Raw genomic sequence first — 19,168 nt, 5'->3', positions numbered from 1 at the left:
CTCACTGAGCCGACTTGGACATCCTGTCCATCACGAACCACAGCGATGACGGCAGCATTGGCCCGTGGTCCAGGCCGTCGAATGGCTGGAAAGTCGCTGACAATCCCTTCACTCCGGCCAGACTGGCCACCAGCGCCCGGGCAGGTCGTTGCACATCGCCCTGCAGCGGCCCTCGGGGGTTGGCCGGTTCCCGCGTGCCGCGCATCAGCAGCAGGCTAGGCTGGTGGCTGCCCAGCCGCTCCTGCAACCCTTGCATCTCGGCCACGATGGCGCCGTCGTTCCACCATAACGATGGGCTGGCCGTTGCATAGTCGCTGAACAGCCACGGGCGGGTGAACAGTGTGTGCAGCGTCAACAGCCCGCCATAGGAGTGGCCCCAAAGTGTCTGTCGTTGCGGGTCGACGGGCGCCACAGCGGCGACCATCGGACGCATGCGTTGCTCCAGCAGATCGAGGAATTCATCGGCGCCACCGCTGGCCTGGCCGGTCAGGGGATCGCGTTGCTCGGCCAGCCCGGGCACCACGGGGGTGTAGTCGTAGGTACGGGCGGCACGCTCGATGCGGTGGTCAGTCTGGTAACCGATGGCGACCAGCAGCGGTGCCTGGCCGCCGGCCAGCGCCTGCAGTTGCTCTGGCTCAAGGGCGCTGATGGCGGCGTTGCCGTCGAGCATCCATAGCACCGGGTAACCGCTGGCGGGGGCCGGGCGCCGGGGCTGGCCGATCCACAGGCGGTAATGGCGCTGGCCGTCGCGCGAATCCAGGTCGAGGTGGCTGAAGCGATAGGCCAGGTCCTGGCGCTGCAGCAGGGTCGTGTCCATCTTCTGCTCGGGTTGCGGCTGGGCCAGGGCCGAACCGCTCAGCACCAGTGTCATGATAAGGAAAAGGATCTTCATCGGGCGTTCTCGTGAGGTCATCCATGACAGGCCGCCGCGGCATCGTCGGATGCAACGGCGGCACGGGTTCAGAAGGAGGCGGTCAGGCTGGTGTAGAGGGTGCGCCCGGGTTCGTTGTAGGTGGCCGCGCCCGCGCCCTCGATACCGTTCACCGCCTGGGCGTTGCCGGCCCGGTACAGGCGTTTGTCGAACAGGTTGTCGATGCCGGCGGTCACGCTCAGGTTTTTAGTGAGCGCATAGGTGCCGCTGGCGCCGACCAGGGCGTAAGGGGCCACCTGGTCGTTGGCGGTGCCGGTGACCCGCTTGCCCTGGTAGTCGTACTTCTTCGGCGTCTGCTTGCCGTACCACGCCACGCTCAGCTGCAGCGACAGGTCATCGGCGGCTTGCCAGTCGAGCATCGAATTGAGGGTGTAGGCCGGGGTCACCGACAGGGTCTCGCCAGTGGTCTTGTTCTTCGACTGCAGCATGTAGGTGAAGTTGTTGCTCCACTTCAGCTGTTCGCTCAGCGGGATGGTCAGGGTACCCTCGAGGCCCTCGACCAACGCCTTGGGGATGTTCTCCCACTGGTAGAGGGTGGCGTTGGCGTTGGCGCCGACGCCGCCGGATGCCTGTCCGATGCCGCTCAGGCCCGAGTCGATCTTGTTCTTGTAGTCGTTGCGAAAGTACGTCAGGCCGGCGACCCAGCCGTTGTCCTGGAACTCGATGCCGAGTTCCTTGTTGACGCTGGTCTCGGCTTCCAGGTGCGCGTTGCCCTGCAGGTAGCAGCTGGTGCTCTGCCCGTAACAGCCCTGGCCACGGCTGTAGAGCAGGTAGTCGGGGTTGAGCTGGTACAGGTTCGGCGCCTTGTAGGCGCGGGCGATGCCGGCCTTGAGCGTCAGGGTGTCGCTCAGCGCATGGGACAGGTTGAGCGACGGGCTCCAGTTGTCGCCGACGATGCTGTGGTGATCGAAGCGCAGCGCCGGAGTGAGCATGGTGCCGGGCAGCAGTTCGATGTTGTCCTCGGCGAACAGCGAGAAGATCTGCGCCTGGCTGCTGGTGCTGCGGCCGCTGCTGGCCAGGCCGGGCACGCTGCCGCCTTCGCTGGTGGTCTGGGTGTTGGCGCTGGGGTCGTCCAGTTTCTGCTGGCTCCACTCGCTGCCCAGGGTCAGGGTCTGGTCGCGCCAGGCGTGCAGTGGCAGGTTGAGCTCACCGTGGGCGGTCAGGTCGCGCAGCGTCGATGTGTAGAAGTCGGTGTTGCTGAAGATGCCTTCGGTGCCGCCGGCCAGGCCTTCGTTGATGCGCTGGTTGCGGGTCTTCTCGTATTGCAGGAAGGCCATGCTGCTGCCGAAGTCCCAATCGCCACGGTGGGTGATGGCGAAGTTCTCGCGGTAAAGAATGTTGGTCTCCTTGCCGAGCATGCTTTTGACGTTGGCGTTGGAGTTGGTGTTCTGCGTATCGCCCGCGTACAGGTTGCCCTGGCGGCTGAAGCCGGCTTCGAGCTCCAGGGTCTGTTCCGGCGTCAGGCGCCAGCTCAGCAGGCCGTTGAGGTCCTTGTTGCGCACGCCTTCGCGGCCGGCGGGCAAGGTACCGGCCTGGGTGCCGGTGCGCGCGGACTGGTGGCCGGCGTTGATGTCCCAGTCGTCCGCGTCGGTCTTGGCCACGTTGCCGTAGACGCGGTAGCTCAGGGTGTCGGTCAGTGGGCCGTTGAGGCCGAAGCTCACGCGCTTGGTGGCGCCTTCGTCACCGTGCTGCGGGAAGTTCTGGTACACGGTCATGTTGCCGTGGGGTTCGCCCGTCGGTTGCTTGGTGATGATGTTGATCACCCCGCCCATGGCGCCGGAGCCGTAGCGTGCCGCCGCCGGGCCGCGGATCACCTCGATGCGCTCGACCTGGTCGGCCGGCACCCAGTTGGTGTCGCCGCGCGAGTCGCGTTCGCCGCGCCAGCCGTAGCGCACCGAGCTGCGGCTGCTGACCGGCTTGCCGTCGACCAGGATCAGGGTGTTCTCCGGCCCCATGCCGCGGATATCGATCTGCCGGTTGTTGCCGCGCTGGCCGCTGGTGGAGTTGCCGGTCAGGTTGACCCCCGGCATGGTGCGGATGATCTGCGACAGGTCGTTGGCCGGTGGGCGTTTCTGGATGTCCTCGGCGGTGATGACCGACACACCCGGCGCCTGCTTGGTCTCCTCCAGGGCGGTGGCCACTACGTTCTGGCTTTCCAGCACGATCGGTTCTGGCTGGTTGGCGGCCTGCACGGCGCTGCTCAGCAGGCAGCTGGACAGCAGCAGGAAGGGGGCGAGAGGAAGCGGGCGGGGCGACATGTGTGATCTCCGGCACGGCGGGCTGAATTCAAGAAATCACAGATGCTAATAAATCCTATTTGAGAGTAAAGCGCATTAACTTTCTAAACACTTTCGCTTGCCGGCAACAGTAGGTGCAGGCACAGGCCAGGATGCCCATTGCTCGCCCACAGGCGCCCGCCCTGCAGCTCGATGGCGCGCCGGGCGATGGCCAGGCCCAGGCCGAAGCCGGCGCCGCTGCCGGGCAGGCGGCGGTAGGGCTGGAAGATCTGCTCGAGTTCATCCTCTGGTACTCCGGGCCCTTGGTCGCGCAGGCACAGGTGCCAGAAGGCGCCCTCGCGCCAACCGTCCAGGCCGACTCGGCCAATGGCGGGCGAATGGCGGATGGCGTTGAGCAGCAGGTTTTCCAAGGCCTGGGCCAGGCTGTCCAGGTGCGCCTGCACCTGGCAGTCGAGGCCGAGTGAGCAGGGCAGCCGTTCGACCGGCCAGCCGCTTTCGAAGCAGCTGTCCTGGACCAGCGCCTCCCAGACCGAGAGCACCAGTACCGGCTCGGTCGCCAGTTGCGGTTGCTCGGTGTCCAGCCAGGCCAGATCGAGGGTGTCCTCCAGCAGTTTCTGCATGTCGTCCACCTCGCGGTCCAGGCGCTGTCGCAGTTGCTCCGCCGGCAATTCGCTGTCGTGGGCGATGCGCAGGCGCGCCAGCGGCGTGCGCAGTTCGTGGGACAGGGTACGTAGCAGCAGGCGTTGCTGGTCGAGGCTTTTGCGCAGGCGCACGGCCATGTGCTCGAAGGCCTGGGCCAGCTCGCCCAGTTCGTCGCGGCGTTCCTGCAGGGGCAGCCTGGGGCCATCCAGTTCATCAGCCCGCAGGGCGTCGGCGCGGTCGCGAAGGCGATTGAGTGGCACGACCAGATGGCGGTACAGCGCCAGGCCCAGCAACAGGGCGAGCAGGGCGGGGGCCACGCCGTGGGTGACTACGTGGGTCCAGGGTGTCAGGCCGGTGGGCAGCAGGTGTTCGGGGAGCTGGATGACCAGGCGGCCGTCCTCGGGGTGTTCGGGGAAGGCAATGCTCACGTATGGCAGCTCGTCCTGCAGGCGCCGGCTCATCGGCCAGTCGAGTTTGCGCATGAAGGTCAGGCGGCTGGCTTCATCGGCGCTCAGCGCGGTAGTGCCTAGGCTTTGCAGATGAGGGCCGATGATGGCGACCCAGGTGTTCTCATCGGCTTCGAGCCGACGGCGCAAGCGTTCCACGCCATCGGCACCTTCCGCGCGCCAGGCCTGCTCGGCCTGTTCGGCGAAGCCGGCGAGGAACACCCGGTCGGCGGGGGCCAGGAAGTAGGTGCTGCGTTCGACCGACAGGCCCCAGGTCCAGATCAGCCAGGTCAGCAGCAGGCAGAAGCACACCTGCAACAGCGCCAGTTTCCACAGCAGCGGATGACGGCGCATCAGGTGTTGCCCGCATCGACCAGGATATAGCCCTGGCCGCGCACGGCCTGGATTTCCAGGTGGCTGGCGCCGATGGCGGCGAGCTTGCGGCGCAGGTTGCACACATGCACATCCAGGCCGCGGTCGAGGCGGGTATAGGCCCGGTGCAGGACGCTCTGGTACAGAAATGCCTTGCTCAGCGCCTCGCCGGGATGGGCTTGCAGGGTCACCAGCAAGCGGTATTCGGAACCGGTCAGCCCGGCACTCTGGCCATGCTGGGCGACATCATGGTTGGCGGTATCGAAGGTCAGCGTGCAGGCATTGCGTGGCATGGACGGGCGCCGGTCCAGCGCCACCCGGCGCAGCAGCGCATCGATCCGGGCATCCAGTTCGGCCAGGCTGAAGGGCTTGGGCAGGTAGTCGTCGGCGCCGCGGGTGAAGCCGCTGATGCGGTCCTGCTCGGCGCCCAGGGCCGACATCAGCATTACCGGTACCGCCTGGTGCCGGCGCAGTTCGTCGAGCAGGCTCAGGCCATCGATGCCGGGAAGCATGATGTCCAGCAGTAGCAGGTCGAAGGGGGCCTGCTGCATCGTGTTCAATGCCTGGGTGCCGTTCTCGCAGGTCCGGACGCTGAAGCCACGGCGCATGAAGTGCTGTTCCAGGTCCTGGCGCAGGCGCGGGTCGTCTTCGGCGAGGAGGAGCTTGGGGGGCACGGGCATGACCTTGATGAGAATTCGTTGCAAATACGAATCATCCCATTGGCGATGGTGCCGGGGCAATGGCCGGATGCTGGCATTTCGTCGCGTGGTTGAGGCCTTTGGCCCCTGTTTCAGCGACTGATGAACATCCCGCCAGCTTCGCCGCGCGCGCGCAGGCCATGGCTCTCGCTCAGCATGGCCAAGGCCAGAGGCAGGTCATCGACCGGGAAGCTGCCGGAGACCCGCAACTCGGCCACGGCCGGGTCGCAGACCAGACGCTGGTCGCTGTAGCGCATCAATTCCTGGGCCCACTGCAACAGCGGCATGTCGTCGACCACCAGCAAGCCATTGCGCCAGGCCAGCTGGGTGTCGCGGGCGATTTCCACCAGGCCGAGCCGGTCGCGGTCGAAGCGCACCTGCGAGCCTGCGTGGATGACGGTGGCACTGCCGGCCTCGGGGGTGACGCGCACGGCGCCTTCATAGACCGCGAGCTGAGTCTCGCGAGGGCGTTGGCGCACGCTGAAGCGGGTGCCCAGCGCCTGCATCAGGCCATGTTCGCTCCGCACCTGCAACGGCCGCGACGGGTCCGCGGCGGTGACGATGTACGCCTCGCCACGGCGCAGGTGCAGCAGGCGCTCCTCGGCCGAATACGCCACTCGCAGCTCGCTGTGGCTGTTTAGAGTGACCTGGGTGCCATCGCTCAGCAGCAGTTCGCGGCGCTCGCCCACTGCGGTCTGGTAGTCGATACCCTCCTGGGTCTGCCGCCATACCCACCAGCCCAGCGGGGCCGCGCCGATCAGCACCAGCAGGCCACGCAGCACGGTGCGACGGCTGCTGTCCTGCGGGCGAACGAGTGTCTGCCGGGCAAGGGTCGGTGGCAGGGTGCCGAGGCGCGTCAGCAGACGCTCGGCGCGCTTCCAGGCGCGTTCGTGGTCCGGGTCGCGGCGCCGCCAGCGTTCCAGCTCGAGCTGTTGCGCTGGCGTCAGCGGGCCTTCCTGCATCAGCAGCAGCCAGGCGGCGGCCTTGGCGAGCACGGCCTGGGCAATGGCGGGTTGGTCACTCATCGGGCATCTGGCTCAGGCAGGCCATGTAGCCCTCGTGGATGTACTTCTTCACCGTTGGCAGCGCGATGTTCAGGGCCTGGGCAATGTCTTTCTGTTTCATGCCGTCCAGGCTGGCCATCAGGAACGCCTGCCTGACCCGTGGGCGCAGGCTGTCGAGCACCGCGTCGATCTCATGCAGGGTCTCGAGGATGACGCTCTGCTGCTCGGGCGACGGCTGCAGCGCCTCGGGCACCAGCGCCAGCGCTTCGAGCCAGGCCTGCTCCAGCGAATGGCGGCGGCGCCAGCTGACCAGCACGCAGTTGGCGATGCGTGTCAGGTAGGCGCGCGGCTGGCGCAGGGTGTCGGGCTGGTTGCTGTCGCGGCTGGCGAGCAAGCGCACGAAGATGTCCTGGGCCAGATCGTCGGCCACGCCGCGCCCCCAGGAGCGCAACCGGTACGCCAGCCAGCCGCGCAACCAGGCGTGGTGCTCGATATACAGCGTGGTGACGGCGCAGTGCTTGGCGGGCCGCGGCGGGGACTTGAAAAGGGTCATGGCTGGGAGGCGTCAGGGCGCAAATGCAAACAATTATCACTAGATTTGGTTAAATCACAAGATCAAGTGAAAATGCGAATCGCACGCATATACCTTTTTCGCCGTCATGCGACAGAAGGGGTGCAAGCCCGCATCGAGTGCCGGGCACTGACCTCACGAGCGAGAAAAGCATGCCCGCAATTCGTCGGCTTTCCCCTGTTTCGCGTCCTTCGCAACACTTGTCCCCGATCAGCTTCGCCGTGCGTTGCGCGATGCTCGGCTGCCTGATGGGCACGGCTTCGACCCTGGCCCAGGCCGCCGAGTCCCCGGCCGTGGCGTCCACCCGGCTCGACGATGCCACGCCGCGCGACTACGACATCGCCCAGGGGCCGCTGGGCACCGCGCTGGGCGTGTTCGCCAGCCAATCGGGCCTGCTGTTGTCCTATGACCCCGAGCTGACCCGCGGCCGCGCGGCTCCGGCGCTCAAGGGGCGCTATACCGTGCAGGAAGGGGCCCGGCGGCTGCTGGCCAACAGCGGCCTGCAACTGCTGCCGAACGCGCGGGGCGCGTACATCCTCATCCCACAGGCCCAGGCATCGGCGACAGCGACGGAATTGACGCCGACCATGGTCGCGGCCAGCGAGCTGGTTGACCCGCAGCGCGACACCTACCGCGCGCCGCGCTCTACGGTGCACCTGTCGCGCGAAGACCTCGACCGCTTTAGCACCGTTTCGGTGGGCGACATGCTCAAGGGCGTTGCCGGCGTGCAGGTGGGCGACAGCCGCAACGGTGGCGCGCTGGACGTCAACATCCGCGGCATCCAGGGGCAGAGCCGGGTGGCGGTCAGGGTCGATGGCTCGGAGCAGGCGGTGGATGTCTACCGGGGCTACGGCGGTACCCAGCAGCGCAGCTACATCGACCCCGACCTGATCAGCAGCGTCACCGTGAACAAGGGCCCCAGCACCCGCTCGGGAGCGATCGGCGGCTCTGTGGAGATGAAGACCATCGGCGTCGAGGACATCCTGGTCGATGGCAAGGATGTCGGCGTGCGCCTGACCGGCAACTTGTGGAACAACGGCGTGGAGCCCGAGCACCGCAACCGCAACGCCAGGGACGAGGACCTGAGCGCGGTACCGCGCGACCAACGCGGCAGCCTGTTCGGCTCCAAGGCCGAGTCCGGCAGCGCCGCCTTCGGCTACTCCCATGAACGCTTCGACCTGGTGGCGGCCTATGCGCACCGCAACCAGGGCAACTACTTTTCCGGCAAGAAGGGCCAGGACCGCTACCGGCTCTACGACCGCGACGGTGACGAACAGCCGAGCGTCGCCAACACCTACAACGCCGGCGAGGAGGTGCTCAATTCGTCGTCCGAGACCGACTCCTACCTGCTCAAGACCACTTGGCGGCTGGCCGACGACCATACCCTGGACCTGGGCTACCGCCGGTTCGACGGACACATGGGCGAGATCATGCCGTCGGACATCTTCCGCTACGGTACCGCTGGCATCTACCAGTACCCCACCAGCGAAATCCGGATCGACACCTACACCGCCCGCTATCACTACCTGCCCGAAGGCAATCCGTGGGTAGACCTCACCAGCAGGCTGTGGCTGACCGACTCGAAGACCAGTACCTTGAGCGCGGCCTGGATGGCGCCCAAGTCGCAGCTGTACCGTACCGACCGCGCCTGGTCCCGCCAGGACAATCGCCGCATCGGCGGCGACCTGAACAACGTTTCGCGCTTCACCACGGCCCATGGCGATTTCAAGCTCGACCTGGGCGGCGCCTTCCAGCTCGAAGACCTGCAGCCGCAGAAGAGCGTGGTCTCCACCCAGCATGACATCAACGCCAACCGCATGCTGCGTGACGCGTCGCGCCAGGAGTTCAGCTTCAACGGCAACCTGGAATTCAAGCCCACTGAAACGCTGACGCTGTGGGGCGGCGGTCGCTATGCCCACTACCAGACCAAGGACAACACCGTGCTGGCCAAGGCGCGCCGCGAGGAGCGGGAAATGCGCTGGATCACCGCCAGCAGCCCGGGGCACTGGGGCAGCATGATGTGGTTCCCCGACCAGAACGGCCAGTACACCGACGCCACCGATCCACGCCTGAACAACGGCATCGTCTTCGAGAACAGCAACGAGCCGTTCAATGGCGTGCCGTTCAACGAGTCCGGCGCGACCAACGTGGAGGTCCACCCCGAAGGCATCAGCAACGTGGTCACCGGCTACGACTATACCCCGCAGGGCAAAAGCCGCGGCGGTGGCTTCGCACCGGCCTTCGGTATCAATGTCGAGTTCCTCCCGGACACCTTCGTCTATGCCTCCTACACCGAAGGCCTGCGCCTGCCGTCGCTGTTCGAGACCAGCCAGGGCACCCAGCAGGTCACCCCGGGCAAGCACCTCAAGCCCGAGCGCTCGCGCAGCTGGGAAGTGGGGGGGAGCGCCTTGCGCAGCGACCTGCTGATCGCCGGCGACGAGGCGTCGGCCAAGCTGGCCTGGTTCGACAACGACATCAAGAACTACATCACTCGTTACTACGACCCGAGCCCAGGCCTGTGGGGCCAGATGACCTTCAGCAACACCGACAGCTTCCATACCCGTGGCCTGGAACTGCAGTCGCACTACGATGCCGGGCGCGTGTTCGCCGACCTTTCGGCCACCTACTACCTGATGACCGAGACCTGCGACGCGGCCTTCGCCGCCAAGCTACGCGCCAGCGCCAATCGGTATCAGCGCACCCACGACACCCCGGACTGCACGTCGGGCAGCTACATGGGTTCGTACACCAACACCCAGAACCCGCCGCGCTTCTCGGCCAACCTGCTCGGCGGGATGCGTTTCTTCGACGAGGCACTGACCGTGGGCGGGCGCATGACCTACAGCTCGGGGCCCACCGCGCAGATGGATAAGCCCTGGCAGACCGGCGCGACCACGCCGCAGATCGACTACCGCTCGGTGGCGTTGTTCGACCTGTTCCTCAAGTACAAGCTGCTGGAGCACACCGAGCTGAATGTGTCGGTGCAGAACCTGACGGATCGTTACTACCTGGACCCGCTGGCGCAGAGCTTCATGCCTGCACCGGGGCGGACCTGGCGGGTGGGGATGGTGGCGCGTTTCTGAGAGCGCCTGCTTTATCCAGTGCCTTGGCCCGATCGTCGGGGTGGCTGGAGTCCGCCGCCCCCCTTGCAACGTCTATCAGATCGAGCGCCGCCCGCACGGCGTTCGATCTCAAGTGCGCTGCAACGCTTACCTCTGACACCCCGCATCGCTGGTAGCCAACTGCAATGCCGAATGGCCCGGGTGCGAGCGTTGTCCCCCCTGATATCGAGCAGCGCTGCCCAGGCGTTGCCATATATGTTTCGCTGGGCCTGCTGAATGCAGCCGTGCCGAATAATAGATTGAGCTTTATCTCGCGCATCTCCTGCGTGCGATAGTCGCCTCGCGGGACAGGGTTGTCGATAATGGCTAAAGAGTGGCTTGAATTGTCTTGGCGCTACGTTTAGTATCCGCGAATATTCTAAGTTAATAACTATTTCTTCTGTCGGCACGCGTCCGTATTGGCCACGCTCAAACGGTTGGTGCGTGGTATGCAGGCGGCCGCAATTCTCGGGTTTTGTTGTGCGCTGCTGCGTCAGTCTGTCTGGCTATATGCTCGCAACTCTTTGATTTTAAATGTTTTATGCTTTGGCTTGAGCCGGGTTCTTGATTCTGCTTTCAAGGTTGCTTTGCCTGGCTGCGCTCGGTGGTCTGACAATTAAACTTACGAGTTTAATTTGTTCGTGCAAGCGACTGACAAATTAAACTTTACGGTTTAAAAGTGCCAATATTGTACTGAGGGTTTTATTAATTGGCGGTGTTGCGCAATTAAGGCGTGGTGTCTCGTTGTGCCTGAGATTTGTCGTTGTTTATTTACTCGTCGGTTTAATTAGTTAGCCGGTGCTATAGGGCAGGCTTGAAATTGTTAGTGACATTTTGCCGAAGGAAGTATTGGCAACGTGTCTTTCCTGCGCCTCGCAGGAGGCATGGCGGCCTCTGGCAGCATTGCCAAGGCAAGGATCCACACACGTGAGAAAAGGAGTTTCAGGATGAGCAACGACGATATGCTGAACCGCTCGCTACCTCTGTTGACCGAGGCGGGCATCGACAAGCTTGCGTCCAGCCGGGTGGTGGTCGCCGGTTGTGGCGGCGTGGGGGGCGCCATGGCACTCACGCTGTGCCGGATGGGCGTACAGTCGTTCAAGCTGGCTGATCCGGGCGCTTTCGATCCGCCCGACATGAACCGCCAATGGGCCGCGACGGGCGCTTCGCTGGGCCGAAACAAGGCCTTGGTGTATCGCGAGCTGATTCTCGACCTCAACCCCCGGGCCAAGGTCGAGATCTTTGTCGAAGGCATCACCGACCACAACCAGGACGAGTTTCTGTCAGGCGCTGACATCCTGGTCGACTGCCTGGATGCCAATGTGCCCCACTCGTTGCGTGAGTCCATCCACCGCCAGGCACGCGAGCGTGGGGTGTTCAGCGTCGTTGGACCGATCATGGGCTTCGGCTGCTTTGCCTTGTGCTCCTCACCGCAAGGCTTGGGAATGGAGTATTGGACGCAGACACTCAAGATGGCCAAGGAGCAGGGCACCTTGCCGCGGATTTTCGACGAAATCTTCGTGCCCCAGCACATGCAGGCGATTGTCCGCAGCCTCGAGATTGGCAAGGTGCCAACGGTGGCTGTGGGGCCTCTGATCGCGACATCGCTGTTGGCCACTGAGTGCGTGAACCACTTGCTGCATGACCTGGTGCCGGGTTTCCGTGAACCGATCGTACTGCCAAAGGTGATGTTCTTCGACCTCAATCGCATGAACCACCGGATCATCGACGTGTCCGAGGGAGCCTTGGCATGAGGTTGCTGGCTGACACCGTCGAGGCCCGCGCCCGGGTCCTGGCTCAACATGGTTTCAATCTCGACCTGATCCCGTCGCGGCTGGTCCTGGATGACTACCAGACCGACAGCCTGATGCACGGCGACTGCACGGGCTTTCCTCTCGTGCAGCAGGACGGCGACGGTGAGCTGGACGAGCGACTGGCTGCTGCGTTCCAGGCCTTGTTCGGTATTTCGCAGGTGCTGTCAGTGGCCCAGGGGCGACTGGCGGAGGCGTTGCTGGTCAACGCACTGATCACGTCAGGCGAGTGCGTGCTTGGCAGTGCGCCATTCCCCACGCTGCAGGCGCACCTGCAGCTCAGGGGCGCCACATACGTTACGGTATCGACGACAGATGCCAACGGTGATTTTCGCGCTGACCTGGATTGTGTGGCATTGGAGCAGGCGATCAAGCGCGTGGGCCGCCACCGCATACCTTTCCTGCTGGTCGAAGCCTGCACCAACGCCAATGGCGGTGCGCCTGTGTCAGTGGACAACCTGCGCGCGGTGAAGGCGGTGGCTGGCCGCTACGGCATCCCGCTGATGCTCGACGCGACGCGGGTCTTCAGCAATGCCTGCCTGATCCGCGAGCACGCCAGTGAATGGCGTGGTCATGACGAACTGGGCATCGTTCAGGCCCTGTGCGCACTGGTAGACGGTGTGTTGCTGAGTGCTACGAAGGAAATGCCCACGACAATCGGTGGTTTCCTCGCACTACGTGACCGTAGCCTGTTCGAGCGTTGCCGCGACCAGGCGCTGATCTTTGGCACGGGCCTGGATCTGCTGGGCAAGCGCCGTCTGCTGACGGCGATGCACGAGCCGAATGGACTGGTGAAGCAGGTACGTTCGCGGATTGACCAGGTGCGCCGCTTCCATGCTCGGTTGCAGTTGGGCGGCGAGTCACGGGTGGGTGCCCATGGCGTGTTCCTGGTGGGGGGCGCGCCGATGACACCTATGCATGCACGCGCCTTCCTCAATCATTTGTATGTTGGCTACGGTGTGCGTGGTGCGCTCAATCCAGGGGGCTCAGCCGGCCATGGCGATGCCCTGGTGCGCTTCGCCCTTGGCGTTCCCGGCAAGGACGAGCGTGTCCTGGAAACGGCTGCGATATGCATCCGAGAGGCACTGCGCGAAGCCGACCAGCACATCGCCCTGGAAGAGGTCCACCGCCCCGCAGGCCTCGCCGGCGGCATGCTTGCCACTTATCGCAAGGCCCGGAGCGTGCAGCCATGAAGCGTTTGCTGATGATCGTCGGCGTGCTCTGTCCGCTGCTGGCTTTCGCCGGCATGCCGACGGGCAACCTGGTACCAAGGGATATCATCGAGCGTTCCGAGGAGCGCCCAACCGGCAAGGATTCGGTCTCGATGTTGTTGGTCACCCTGACCGACAAGGCCGGAACCAAGCGTCAACGCGGATTGCTTTGGTATCACCTGGCAGGCGAGCAGGGTGACCTCGACCTGCAGAAGTTCTTTTATCCCCGCAGCATCCGCAACATCGCCACCTTCAACGAGGAGGTGCGTGGCGCGGAAGACTTGCAGTACCTGTACCTGCCGGCCGCCAGCCGGGTTCGGCGAGTTTCCTCCAAGCACCAGACCTGGGTCGGGTCCGATCTGATCTACGAGGACCTTCAGAAGATCAACCTCGAGGATTGGACATTCAGTTATGTGGAGCAGGCCAGCGAGGAAGGTTTCGCGGTGCACGTGGTGGATTGCCAGGCCAAGCCCTCGTCGAACTCGGCGTATGCCAAGCGGCGCTACTACATCCGTGCGGACGGCAGTTACTTCCCCAGTCGGATCGACTTTTTCGATGCTGCCGGCCAGTTGATCAAGCAGGTCCGGCGCACCGACGTGCAGGCATACGGCTCTGCCCTGTACGAGCGTTTCGTGCAGGTGAATGACCTGCGCAACGGGCATCAGACGTTGATGGAGCGGCGTTGGGTCCGAGTCGATACCGGACTGCCTGCGTCACTGGTGACGGTGCGGCAGATGGAGAAGGGTATCGAGCACTTTGCCGATCCTGCAGATGTGCAACGTCTGGTCAGTGATGAAACCAGCAGGATGGTGGAGTGATGGCCGGAATTGTTCGAACACTTGCAGCCGTCTTGTCGCTGGCTGGCGCGTCTTACGCGAGCGCTCAGCCGCTGGCGGCCCTGAGTGGGCAGAACACGGTGACGGGTTTTCTCGACCTGCGCTCGGCGGTTGGCCTGGGCAGCGGTGGGGAGGTGGGCTCGAGCGCCTTGAAATCGAGCCTGGACAATGGCCTGCGAGGACGGGGCCGGGTCGAGCTGGATCACCAGGGTGAAGGCCTGCGCACGGTGGTTTCGGCGGACCTGGAGCTGGAGCACAAACGCATGCGTTCGGCTCCCGATGAAAACGAAAGCACTGCCAGGTTGTGGGAGGGGTTCGTCGAATGGGAAGGCGAAACAACCAGCTGGCGCATTGGGCGGCAGGTTATCCAGTGGGGGGTGGCGGACGAAGTCAGTGTGATCGACAGCTTCACCCCCCAGGATTTTCGCAGCTTCCTGATCCATACCCGCTTTGAGCGCAAGTGGCCGGTGACAGCGGTGAGCGGTCGCTACTTTCTTGATGGCGGCGATTTCTTCGAGGTGCTTTGGCAGCCTCAGTTCCGTCAGGACCTTCTGGCCCAGCCAGGCGAGGAATGGAGCCTGTTCGTGGAGAACAACTACGTGCGCGGACTGGGCTTGAGCGAGCGCTCGACCAAGGTTGAAGGTGGCCCGCTGGGCGACAGCGTGTTTGCCGCGCGGCGAGTGCTGCGGCGCGACAACTACGACCTGTCATTCAACTATGCCTACCAGTTCGAGCAGATGGCGGCATTTCGAGCTGACATCCAGGGATTTGACGCCAGCGGCAGGGCACTCGGTACCGTGCAGCCCTACCACGCACGCCAGCACACCACCTCGATGGCGTTCGAGTCGGGGCGTGACGGGATTGGTGTGCGTGGCGAACTGGCTTACGTCACCGATGCTGGCTATGTCAGCTACGACATGGCTGTGCCGGGGCTGGTCGAGCGCCGTGACACGCTCAGGGGAGTGGCCGGCATGGACTACACCTTTGCCTCGCGGACCTACATCAACCTGCAGTACACCTTCGACTACATCCGTAACCACAACGGCAACATGCAGCCGGACAAGTACCGGCCAAGCGTGACATGGCGGGTGAACGTGCCGCTCAAGGGCGAGGACCTGTGGCTGGAGTTCCAGGGGCGCGAGTTCATGAACATGACCGACCGCTTCTGGCGCCTGCAATTGCGCTGGCGGGTCACCGACGACTGGGAACTGCGCACTGGCGGAATGCATTTTGCCGGACATGACGAAGGTATCTTCGGCCAGTTCAGGGATAACGATCAATTGTACGCAGGGGTTCACTATTACTTCTGATTGACTGGGCAATGTAGTTGCGCGCGCATGTTCATGCGGGCCATTTGCAGTAAACGCGATCGGTTGAAACGGGAGGAAATAACTGTACTCCCCTTGATCACGATTGCCTGTTACATGGACTTCAAAGGTTTTATTCATCCTACAAAGGAGCGTGAAAAATGAATGTTGGCAATGATCCGATCATGATGAACGAGTACCAGATTCGCATCACGGCGGCACGTGAGAAGTTTGCCGCCCGTGAAGAAGTCCAGGCGTTGTTCAAGGCGCCGATGGACGCGCCGTTGGTGAACCTCTTCATGATCTACTGGAGCGCCATGAGCGCGGCACTGACGACGCCTATTCCGGAGTACCTGGCCACGGCCGGCGTGCGTTGCGAGGCCCTGGGCCTTAGCCGACTGGCCGAGTTCTTCAAGGAGCACACCGAAGAAGAAGACGGTCACCACGAGTGGGCAGCGGCGGATGTCCACAAGTTAGTGAGTCTGTGGAATGCGAAGTATCCGGGAATGCCGATCAATACCGAAGACTTGCTGGTTTCCAATCTGACGCCTTCGGTGCGCCGTTATCACCAGTTACACAAGGACGTGGTAGCCGGAGATGCGCCATGGGCCGAACTTGCCATCGACGTGGAGATTGAACTTATTACCACCCAATACGGCCCAGCGCTGTTGAAGGCCTGCGCGGCAGCACTGTGTGAAGAGGGCCAGAAAAGTATTTCTTTCTTGGCCGAACATGTGAGATTCGACTTTGGCCATACCGATACCAACTTCCGCGTGGTCGCCGAGTTGATCGAAGCCAAGCCTGAGTACACCCAGCATCTGGTCGCCATCGGTGAGCAGGCCCTGACCGCTTACGGCGATTTTCTTGGCGAGGCCCTGCAACTGGCCCGGCAAGCATACGCCCGCCTGCCACACGCCCAGGTGGCAGCCGACGCCTGAGCCGACACGGACCGTTATCGGAGCACGACAAGGATAGAAAGGAGCTGGTCGGTATGTTCAAGAAAGTATGTGTCAGCTGCCTGCTGACCGACGACGTCGAAGGCGTGGCGCTGGATTCGGACGGTACCTGCAATCTGTGCCGCATCTCGCAGGCGGGGGGGCGGTTGCGTCAGGACGCGCAGCGCATGCGCTTCCAGCAGGACCTTGAGGCAACTTTGCGCGCCGCCAAGGGCAGTGGCAGGAAGTACGACTGCATTGTCTCTTTCAGTGGCGGCAAGGACAGTTGCTACCTGCTTTACAGGCTGGTGGTGGACTACGGCCTGAAGGTGCTGGCGTATACCAGCGATTTCGACATACCGGCCAGGACCTGGGACAACATCCGGCGGACGGTCAAGGCACTTGGGGTGGACCATCATGTGCACCGTCCGGTCCAGAGCGTCTACCGGCGTTTCATCCGCCACCTGCTGATGAATCAGGGCCCCAAAGGGGCAGTGCACACGGTTTGCTACTTCTGGCTGGACATTCGCGAAGGGGACCTGCTGCGATTTGCCGTGGAGAAGGATATTCCGCTGATCTTCACCGGCTACTCACCCGGCCAGCCGGAGCCCGAGCGCATGCTCTACGAGATGCCGGCGGAGCGTATCGCCCAGGATTGGACGCCTCATGAACTGTTTGCCAACGGCGTTTTCAAGGAGCACGAGCGAGCGCTGTTCTGGAATCCGCAACGCCATGGCGAGGGTGTCAAGCTGCCGCGCATCCTGGCGCCGTTCCATGCCTGGGACTATGACCAGGCACGCGTCACCAGCACGGTCATCGAACTGGGGCTGGTGCAAAACAAAGTGCATGCCAATCCGGTGCTGAGCAACTTCACCCTGAATTGGCTACTGATGTATTCGGACCTCAAGCTGCTTGGCTACAACCCCTACAAGCCCGAGTTCGCCAAGCTGGTACGCGAAGGCAAGGCTGGGCGTCGCAAGTGGCTGCTGATCTTCGCGCTCATGGACTTCATGGTCCGTCGGCGGGTCTTCATGGGACGGCACATCGACCGCTCGCTGCGCGAGCTCGACCTACGTCTGGAGGATCTGAAGATGGCACCGCTCAAAGCGCCGCCCTCGTCCAGGGAGGCAAGGCGTGTTGCTGGCCAGGCACGAGACTGCGCCTGACGGCTTGACCGACGCCGCCACGCGCCTTGGTCACCAAGGCGCGGGCGGCATGCACGAGTGGCCGGCTGCTGGCCGACCACTTGCCGCGGATGGCTTACCACGGATGGTTGAATGAACGATCTAGCGCTCGCTGACGACCTTTTTGCAGGTTGTTCGGATTTCCAGTTTTCCCACGAGGGCATGACCCGTCAGGTCTTTCGCCTGGGCGAGGGGCCCGCGGTGGTGCTCATGCACGAAGTCCCCGGACTGCACGATGGCGTGGTACGCCTGGCCAGGCGGCTGGCTGATGCGGGCCTTGGCGTGTGGATGCCGGTGTTGTTTGGCAAGCCAGGCGTGCGGGTCTCGGCGTTGTCGGTAGTCGGCTGCATGGGCAAGGTCTGCATCTCGCGGGAGTTCCGAGTCCTGGCCAGCAGGCGCAGCAGCCCAATCACCGACTGGTTGCGGGCGTTGGCCCGGGCGGCGCACGCGGTCAGCCCAGGCCCAGGAGTGGGAGTGATCGGCATGTGCCTTACCGGTGGCTTTGGCTTGGCCATGATGGCGGATCCCTCGGTGATTGCTCCGGTGTTGGCAAACCCCTCGCTGCCATTCGCGCTGTCGCCTGCCAGGGCCGGTGCGCTGGGCATCGAGCAGGACACACTGGATGCCGCCGTGCGGCGCTCGGCCGAGCAGGCTATCCCTGTATTTGGCCTGCGCTTCACCGGCGATCCGGCGGTTCCTGGCGCCCGTTTCGAAAATCTGAAGCGGGCATTCGGTGAGCGTTTCGTCGCTTGTGAAATAGATTCGTCGGTGGACAACCCCCATGGCATCGGGCGCTGGGCTCATTCGGTGCTGGGCGTGAGCTATGTCGACGAGCAGGACCACCCCACATACCTGGCTCAAGAAGCGGTGGTGGCATTCCTCCAGGCCCAGTTAGGCCTGGGCCAGCCAGGAGAGCAAGCATGCAAACCATAGAACTGGCCAGGCTGATCGCCCCGGTATTGCTGTTCGTGATGATGATCGGCATGGGGCTCGGCCTGCGCCGCAAGGATTTCGTCGACCTGCTGCAGGCGCCGATCGGGGTCGCCATCGGGACCTTGGGGCAGGTACTGCTGCTGCCATTGATGGGGCTCTGGGTGAACTGGGTGTTCGCGCTAGATGGCGCATTGGCCCTGGGGGTGATCGTGCTGTGCCTGTGTCCGGGCGGAGTGGCCTCAAACACCATCACCTACCTGCTCAAGGGCGATGTGGCGCTATCGATCTCGCTGACCGTGATCTCCAGTTGCATCGCCTTCATCAGCGTGCCGTTGCTGGTGGCGTTGGCGCTGGCCCACTACGGCGTTCTTGGCCAGACCGTGCAACTGCCGATGGCCGACACCGTCGTGCGCCTGTTCCTGCTCACCTTGCTGCCCTTGGCCCTGGGCATGGGGTTGGCGCGGCTCTGGCCGACCGCTTGCAAACGTCTGGAGCCGCTGCTGCGGATGCTTGGCTTCGCGTTCCTCATGCTGATGATCCTGGTGGTGGTGGTGAAGGAGTACCCACTGTTGAAGGTGTATGCCGCGCGCCTGGGCTTCAGCCTGGTGGCACTGTTCTGCACCACCATGGGCCTTGCCTGGCTTGCAGCCAAAGCGGCGGGGCTCGGCAGTGCCCAGACCCGTTCGATCACTGTCGAGATCGGCATCCAGAACAGTGCCCTGGCGCTGGTCATCGCCAGCCTGCTGGGCAGTGTCGACATGGCGATCCCGGCGATTCTCTACAGCGTCCTCGTCTGCCTTGCCGCATTGCTGGTGGTCACGTTGCACGCCATTGCTGCTCGCTGGCGCGTGCGCCCGACCAACCCTGGACAGCGGCCGGTCGACCCCTTCGGCGATGGACGACTCATCGGACAACACTCAGGCGCCGCGGCGCGCAAGGATTGATCGAC

At 63.8% G+C, this 19,168-nt stretch carries 15 protein-coding genes; 9 read left to right on the top strand and 6 right to left on the bottom strand.

Annotation, left to right across the window (positions count from 1 at the left end; genetic code table 11):
* Position 1: 1 nt before the first annotated feature.
* From K5H97_RS26330 to K5H97_RS26305, 6 genes are all read right to left on the bottom strand, one after another.
* Entirely contained in the window at positions 2 to 892 is an 891-nt protein-coding gene (locus K5H97_RS26330) for an alpha/beta hydrolase (protein WP_028690295.1), read from the bottom strand.
* Positions 893 to 960: 68 nt separating this feature from the next.
* Positions 961 to 3,189: a TonB-dependent siderophore receptor gene (locus K5H97_RS26325; RefSeq protein ID WP_028690296.1), complete on the bottom strand. Its 2,229-nt coding sequence runs from the start codon at positions 3,187 to 3,189 to the stop codon at positions 961 to 963.
* 83 nt (positions 3,190 to 3,272) lie between these two features.
* Positions 3,273 to 4,610 (bottom strand): HAMP domain-containing sensor histidine kinase, encoded by a 1,338-nt coding sequence (locus tag K5H97_RS26320; protein WP_028690297.1) that lies wholly within the window; start codon positions 4,608 to 4,610, stop codon positions 3,273 to 3,275.
* Entirely contained in the window at positions 4,610 to 5,302 is a 693-nt protein-coding gene (locus tag K5H97_RS26315; RefSeq protein ID WP_028690298.1) for a response regulator transcription factor, read from the bottom strand. The genes K5H97_RS26320 and K5H97_RS26315 overlap by 1 nt, the downstream gene beginning before the upstream one ends.
* Positions 5,303 to 5,418: 116 nt before the next feature.
* Positions 5,419 to 6,351, bottom strand: coding sequence for a FecR family protein (locus tag K5H97_RS26310; RefSeq protein WP_028690299.1), 933 nt, complete (start codon positions 6,349 to 6,351; stop codon positions 5,419 to 5,421).
* Entirely contained in the window at positions 6,344 to 6,883 is a 540-nt protein-coding gene (locus tag K5H97_RS26305) for a sigma-70 family RNA polymerase sigma factor (RefSeq protein ID WP_028690300.1), read from the bottom strand. The genes K5H97_RS26310 and K5H97_RS26305 overlap by 8 nt, the downstream gene beginning before the upstream one ends.
* Before the next feature lie 170 nt (positions 6,884 to 7,053).
* On the opposite strand from K5H97_RS26305, the gene K5H97_RS26300 reads away from it, so the two are divergent.
* The 9 genes from K5H97_RS26300 to K5H97_RS26260 all read left to right on the top strand — a co-directional run bounded on the left by K5H97_RS26300 (position 7,054) and on the right by K5H97_RS26260 (position 19,163).
* On the top strand, positions 7,054 to 9,984 hold the full coding sequence (locus tag K5H97_RS26300; protein ID WP_169740498.1) for a TonB-dependent receptor: 2,931 nt from the start codon (positions 7,054 to 7,056) through the stop codon (positions 9,982 to 9,984).
* Positions 9,985 to 10,949: 965 nt separating this feature from the next.
* Entirely contained in the window at positions 10,950 to 11,756 is an 807-nt protein-coding gene (locus K5H97_RS26295; RefSeq protein WP_051555649.1) for a ThiF family adenylyltransferase, read from the top strand.
* On the top strand, positions 11,753 to 13,006 hold the full coding sequence (locus tag K5H97_RS26290) for a beta-eliminating lyase-related protein (protein ID WP_028690302.1): 1,254 nt from the start codon (positions 11,753 to 11,755) through the stop codon (positions 13,004 to 13,006). Before K5H97_RS26295 ends, K5H97_RS26290 begins: the two co-directional genes overlap by 4 nt.
* Positions 13,003 to 13,842: an outer membrane lipoprotein-sorting protein gene (locus K5H97_RS26285; RefSeq protein ID WP_028690303.1), complete on the top strand. Its 840-nt coding sequence runs from the start codon at positions 13,003 to 13,005 to the stop codon at positions 13,840 to 13,842. The genes K5H97_RS26290 and K5H97_RS26285 overlap by 4 nt, the downstream gene beginning before the upstream one ends.
* A complete protein-coding gene (locus tag K5H97_RS26280; RefSeq protein WP_155952673.1) occupies positions 13,842 to 15,170 on the top strand; it encodes a DUF1302 family protein in 1,329 nt (442 codons plus the stop codon). The genes K5H97_RS26285 and K5H97_RS26280 overlap by 1 nt, the downstream gene beginning before the upstream one ends.
* Before the next feature lie 158 nt (positions 15,171 to 15,328).
* On the top strand, positions 15,329 to 16,105 hold the full coding sequence (locus tag K5H97_RS26275; protein WP_028690305.1) for a hypothetical protein: 777 nt from the start codon (positions 15,329 to 15,331) through the stop codon (positions 16,103 to 16,105).
* A gap of 53 nt (positions 16,106 to 16,158) precedes the next feature.
* Complete coding sequence (locus K5H97_RS26270; protein WP_051555650.1) at positions 16,159 to 17,268, top strand: adenine nucleotide alpha hydrolase family protein; 1,110 nt, start codon at positions 16,159 to 16,161, stop codon at positions 17,266 to 17,268.
* A 111-nt stretch (positions 17,269 to 17,379) separates the two neighbouring features.
* Complete coding sequence (locus tag K5H97_RS26265) at positions 17,380 to 18,219, top strand: dienelactone hydrolase family protein (RefSeq protein WP_028690306.1); 840 nt, start codon at positions 17,380 to 17,382, stop codon at positions 18,217 to 18,219.
* Positions 18,207 to 19,163: a bile acid:sodium symporter family protein gene (locus K5H97_RS26260; protein ID WP_051555651.1), complete on the top strand. Its 957-nt coding sequence runs from the start codon at positions 18,207 to 18,209 to the stop codon at positions 19,161 to 19,163. Before K5H97_RS26265 ends, K5H97_RS26260 begins: the two co-directional genes overlap by 13 nt.
* The last annotated feature ends 5 nt before the right edge of the window (positions 19,164 to 19,168 follow it).

This window comes from Pseudomonas mosselii, assembly GCF_019823065.1.
Classification (GTDB): Bacteria; Pseudomonadota; Gammaproteobacteria; order Pseudomonadales; family Pseudomonadaceae; genus Aquipseudomonas; species Aquipseudomonas mosselii.
The sequence above is the reverse complement of the archived record's forward strand: the minus strand, read 5'-3'. Positions and strand labels throughout refer to the sequence as shown.

What these genes read in the sequence shown, in the direction of transcription:
- K5H97_RS26275 (WP_028690305.1), top strand. Translation starts at nt 15,329, where the DNA reads ATGAATGTTGGCAATGATCCGATCATGATGAACGAGTACCAGATTCGC.
- K5H97_RS26295 (WP_051555649.1), top strand. Translation starts at nt 10,950, where the DNA reads ATGAGCAACGACGATATGCTGAACCGCTCGCTACCTCTGTTGACCGAG.
- K5H97_RS26310 (WP_028690299.1), bottom strand. Translation starts at nt 6,351, where the DNA reads ATGAGTGACCAACCCGCCATTGCCCAGGCCGTGCTCGCCAAGGCCGCC.
- K5H97_RS26260 (WP_051555651.1), top strand. Translation starts at nt 18,207, where the DNA reads ATGCAAACCATAGAACTGGCCAGGCTGATCGCCCCGGTATTGCTGTTC.
- K5H97_RS26300 (WP_169740498.1), top strand. Translation starts at nt 7,054, where the DNA reads ATGCCCGCAATTCGTCGGCTTTCCCCTGTTTCGCGTCCTTCGCAACAC.
- K5H97_RS26330 (WP_028690295.1), bottom strand. Translation starts at nt 892, where the DNA reads ATGAAGATCCTTTTCCTTATCATGACACTGGTGCTGAGCGGTTCGGCC.
- K5H97_RS26285 (WP_028690303.1), top strand. Translation starts at nt 13,003, where the DNA reads ATGAAGCGTTTGCTGATGATCGTCGGCGTGCTCTGTCCGCTGCTGGCT.
- K5H97_RS26270 (WP_051555650.1), top strand. Translation starts at nt 16,159, where the DNA reads ATGTTCAAGAAAGTATGTGTCAGCTGCCTGCTGACCGACGACGTCGAA.
- K5H97_RS26325 (WP_028690296.1), bottom strand. Translation starts at nt 3,189, where the DNA reads ATGTCGCCCCGCCCGCTTCCTCTCGCCCCCTTCCTGCTGCTGTCCAGC.
- K5H97_RS26290 (WP_028690302.1), top strand. Translation starts at nt 11,753, where the DNA reads ATGAGGTTGCTGGCTGACACCGTCGAGGCCCGCGCCCGGGTCCTGGCT.
- K5H97_RS26280 (WP_155952673.1), top strand. Translation starts at nt 13,842, where the DNA reads ATGGCCGGAATTGTTCGAACACTTGCAGCCGTCTTGTCGCTGGCTGGC.
- K5H97_RS26265 (WP_028690306.1), top strand. Translation starts at nt 17,380, where the DNA reads ATGAACGATCTAGCGCTCGCTGACGACCTTTTTGCAGGTTGTTCGGAT.
- K5H97_RS26320 (WP_028690297.1), bottom strand. Translation starts at nt 4,610, where the DNA reads ATGCGCCGTCATCCGCTGCTGTGGAAACTGGCGCTGTTGCAGGTGTGC.
- K5H97_RS26305 (WP_028690300.1), bottom strand. Translation starts at nt 6,883, where the DNA reads ATGACCCTTTTCAAGTCCCCGCCGCGGCCCGCCAAGCACTGCGCCGTC.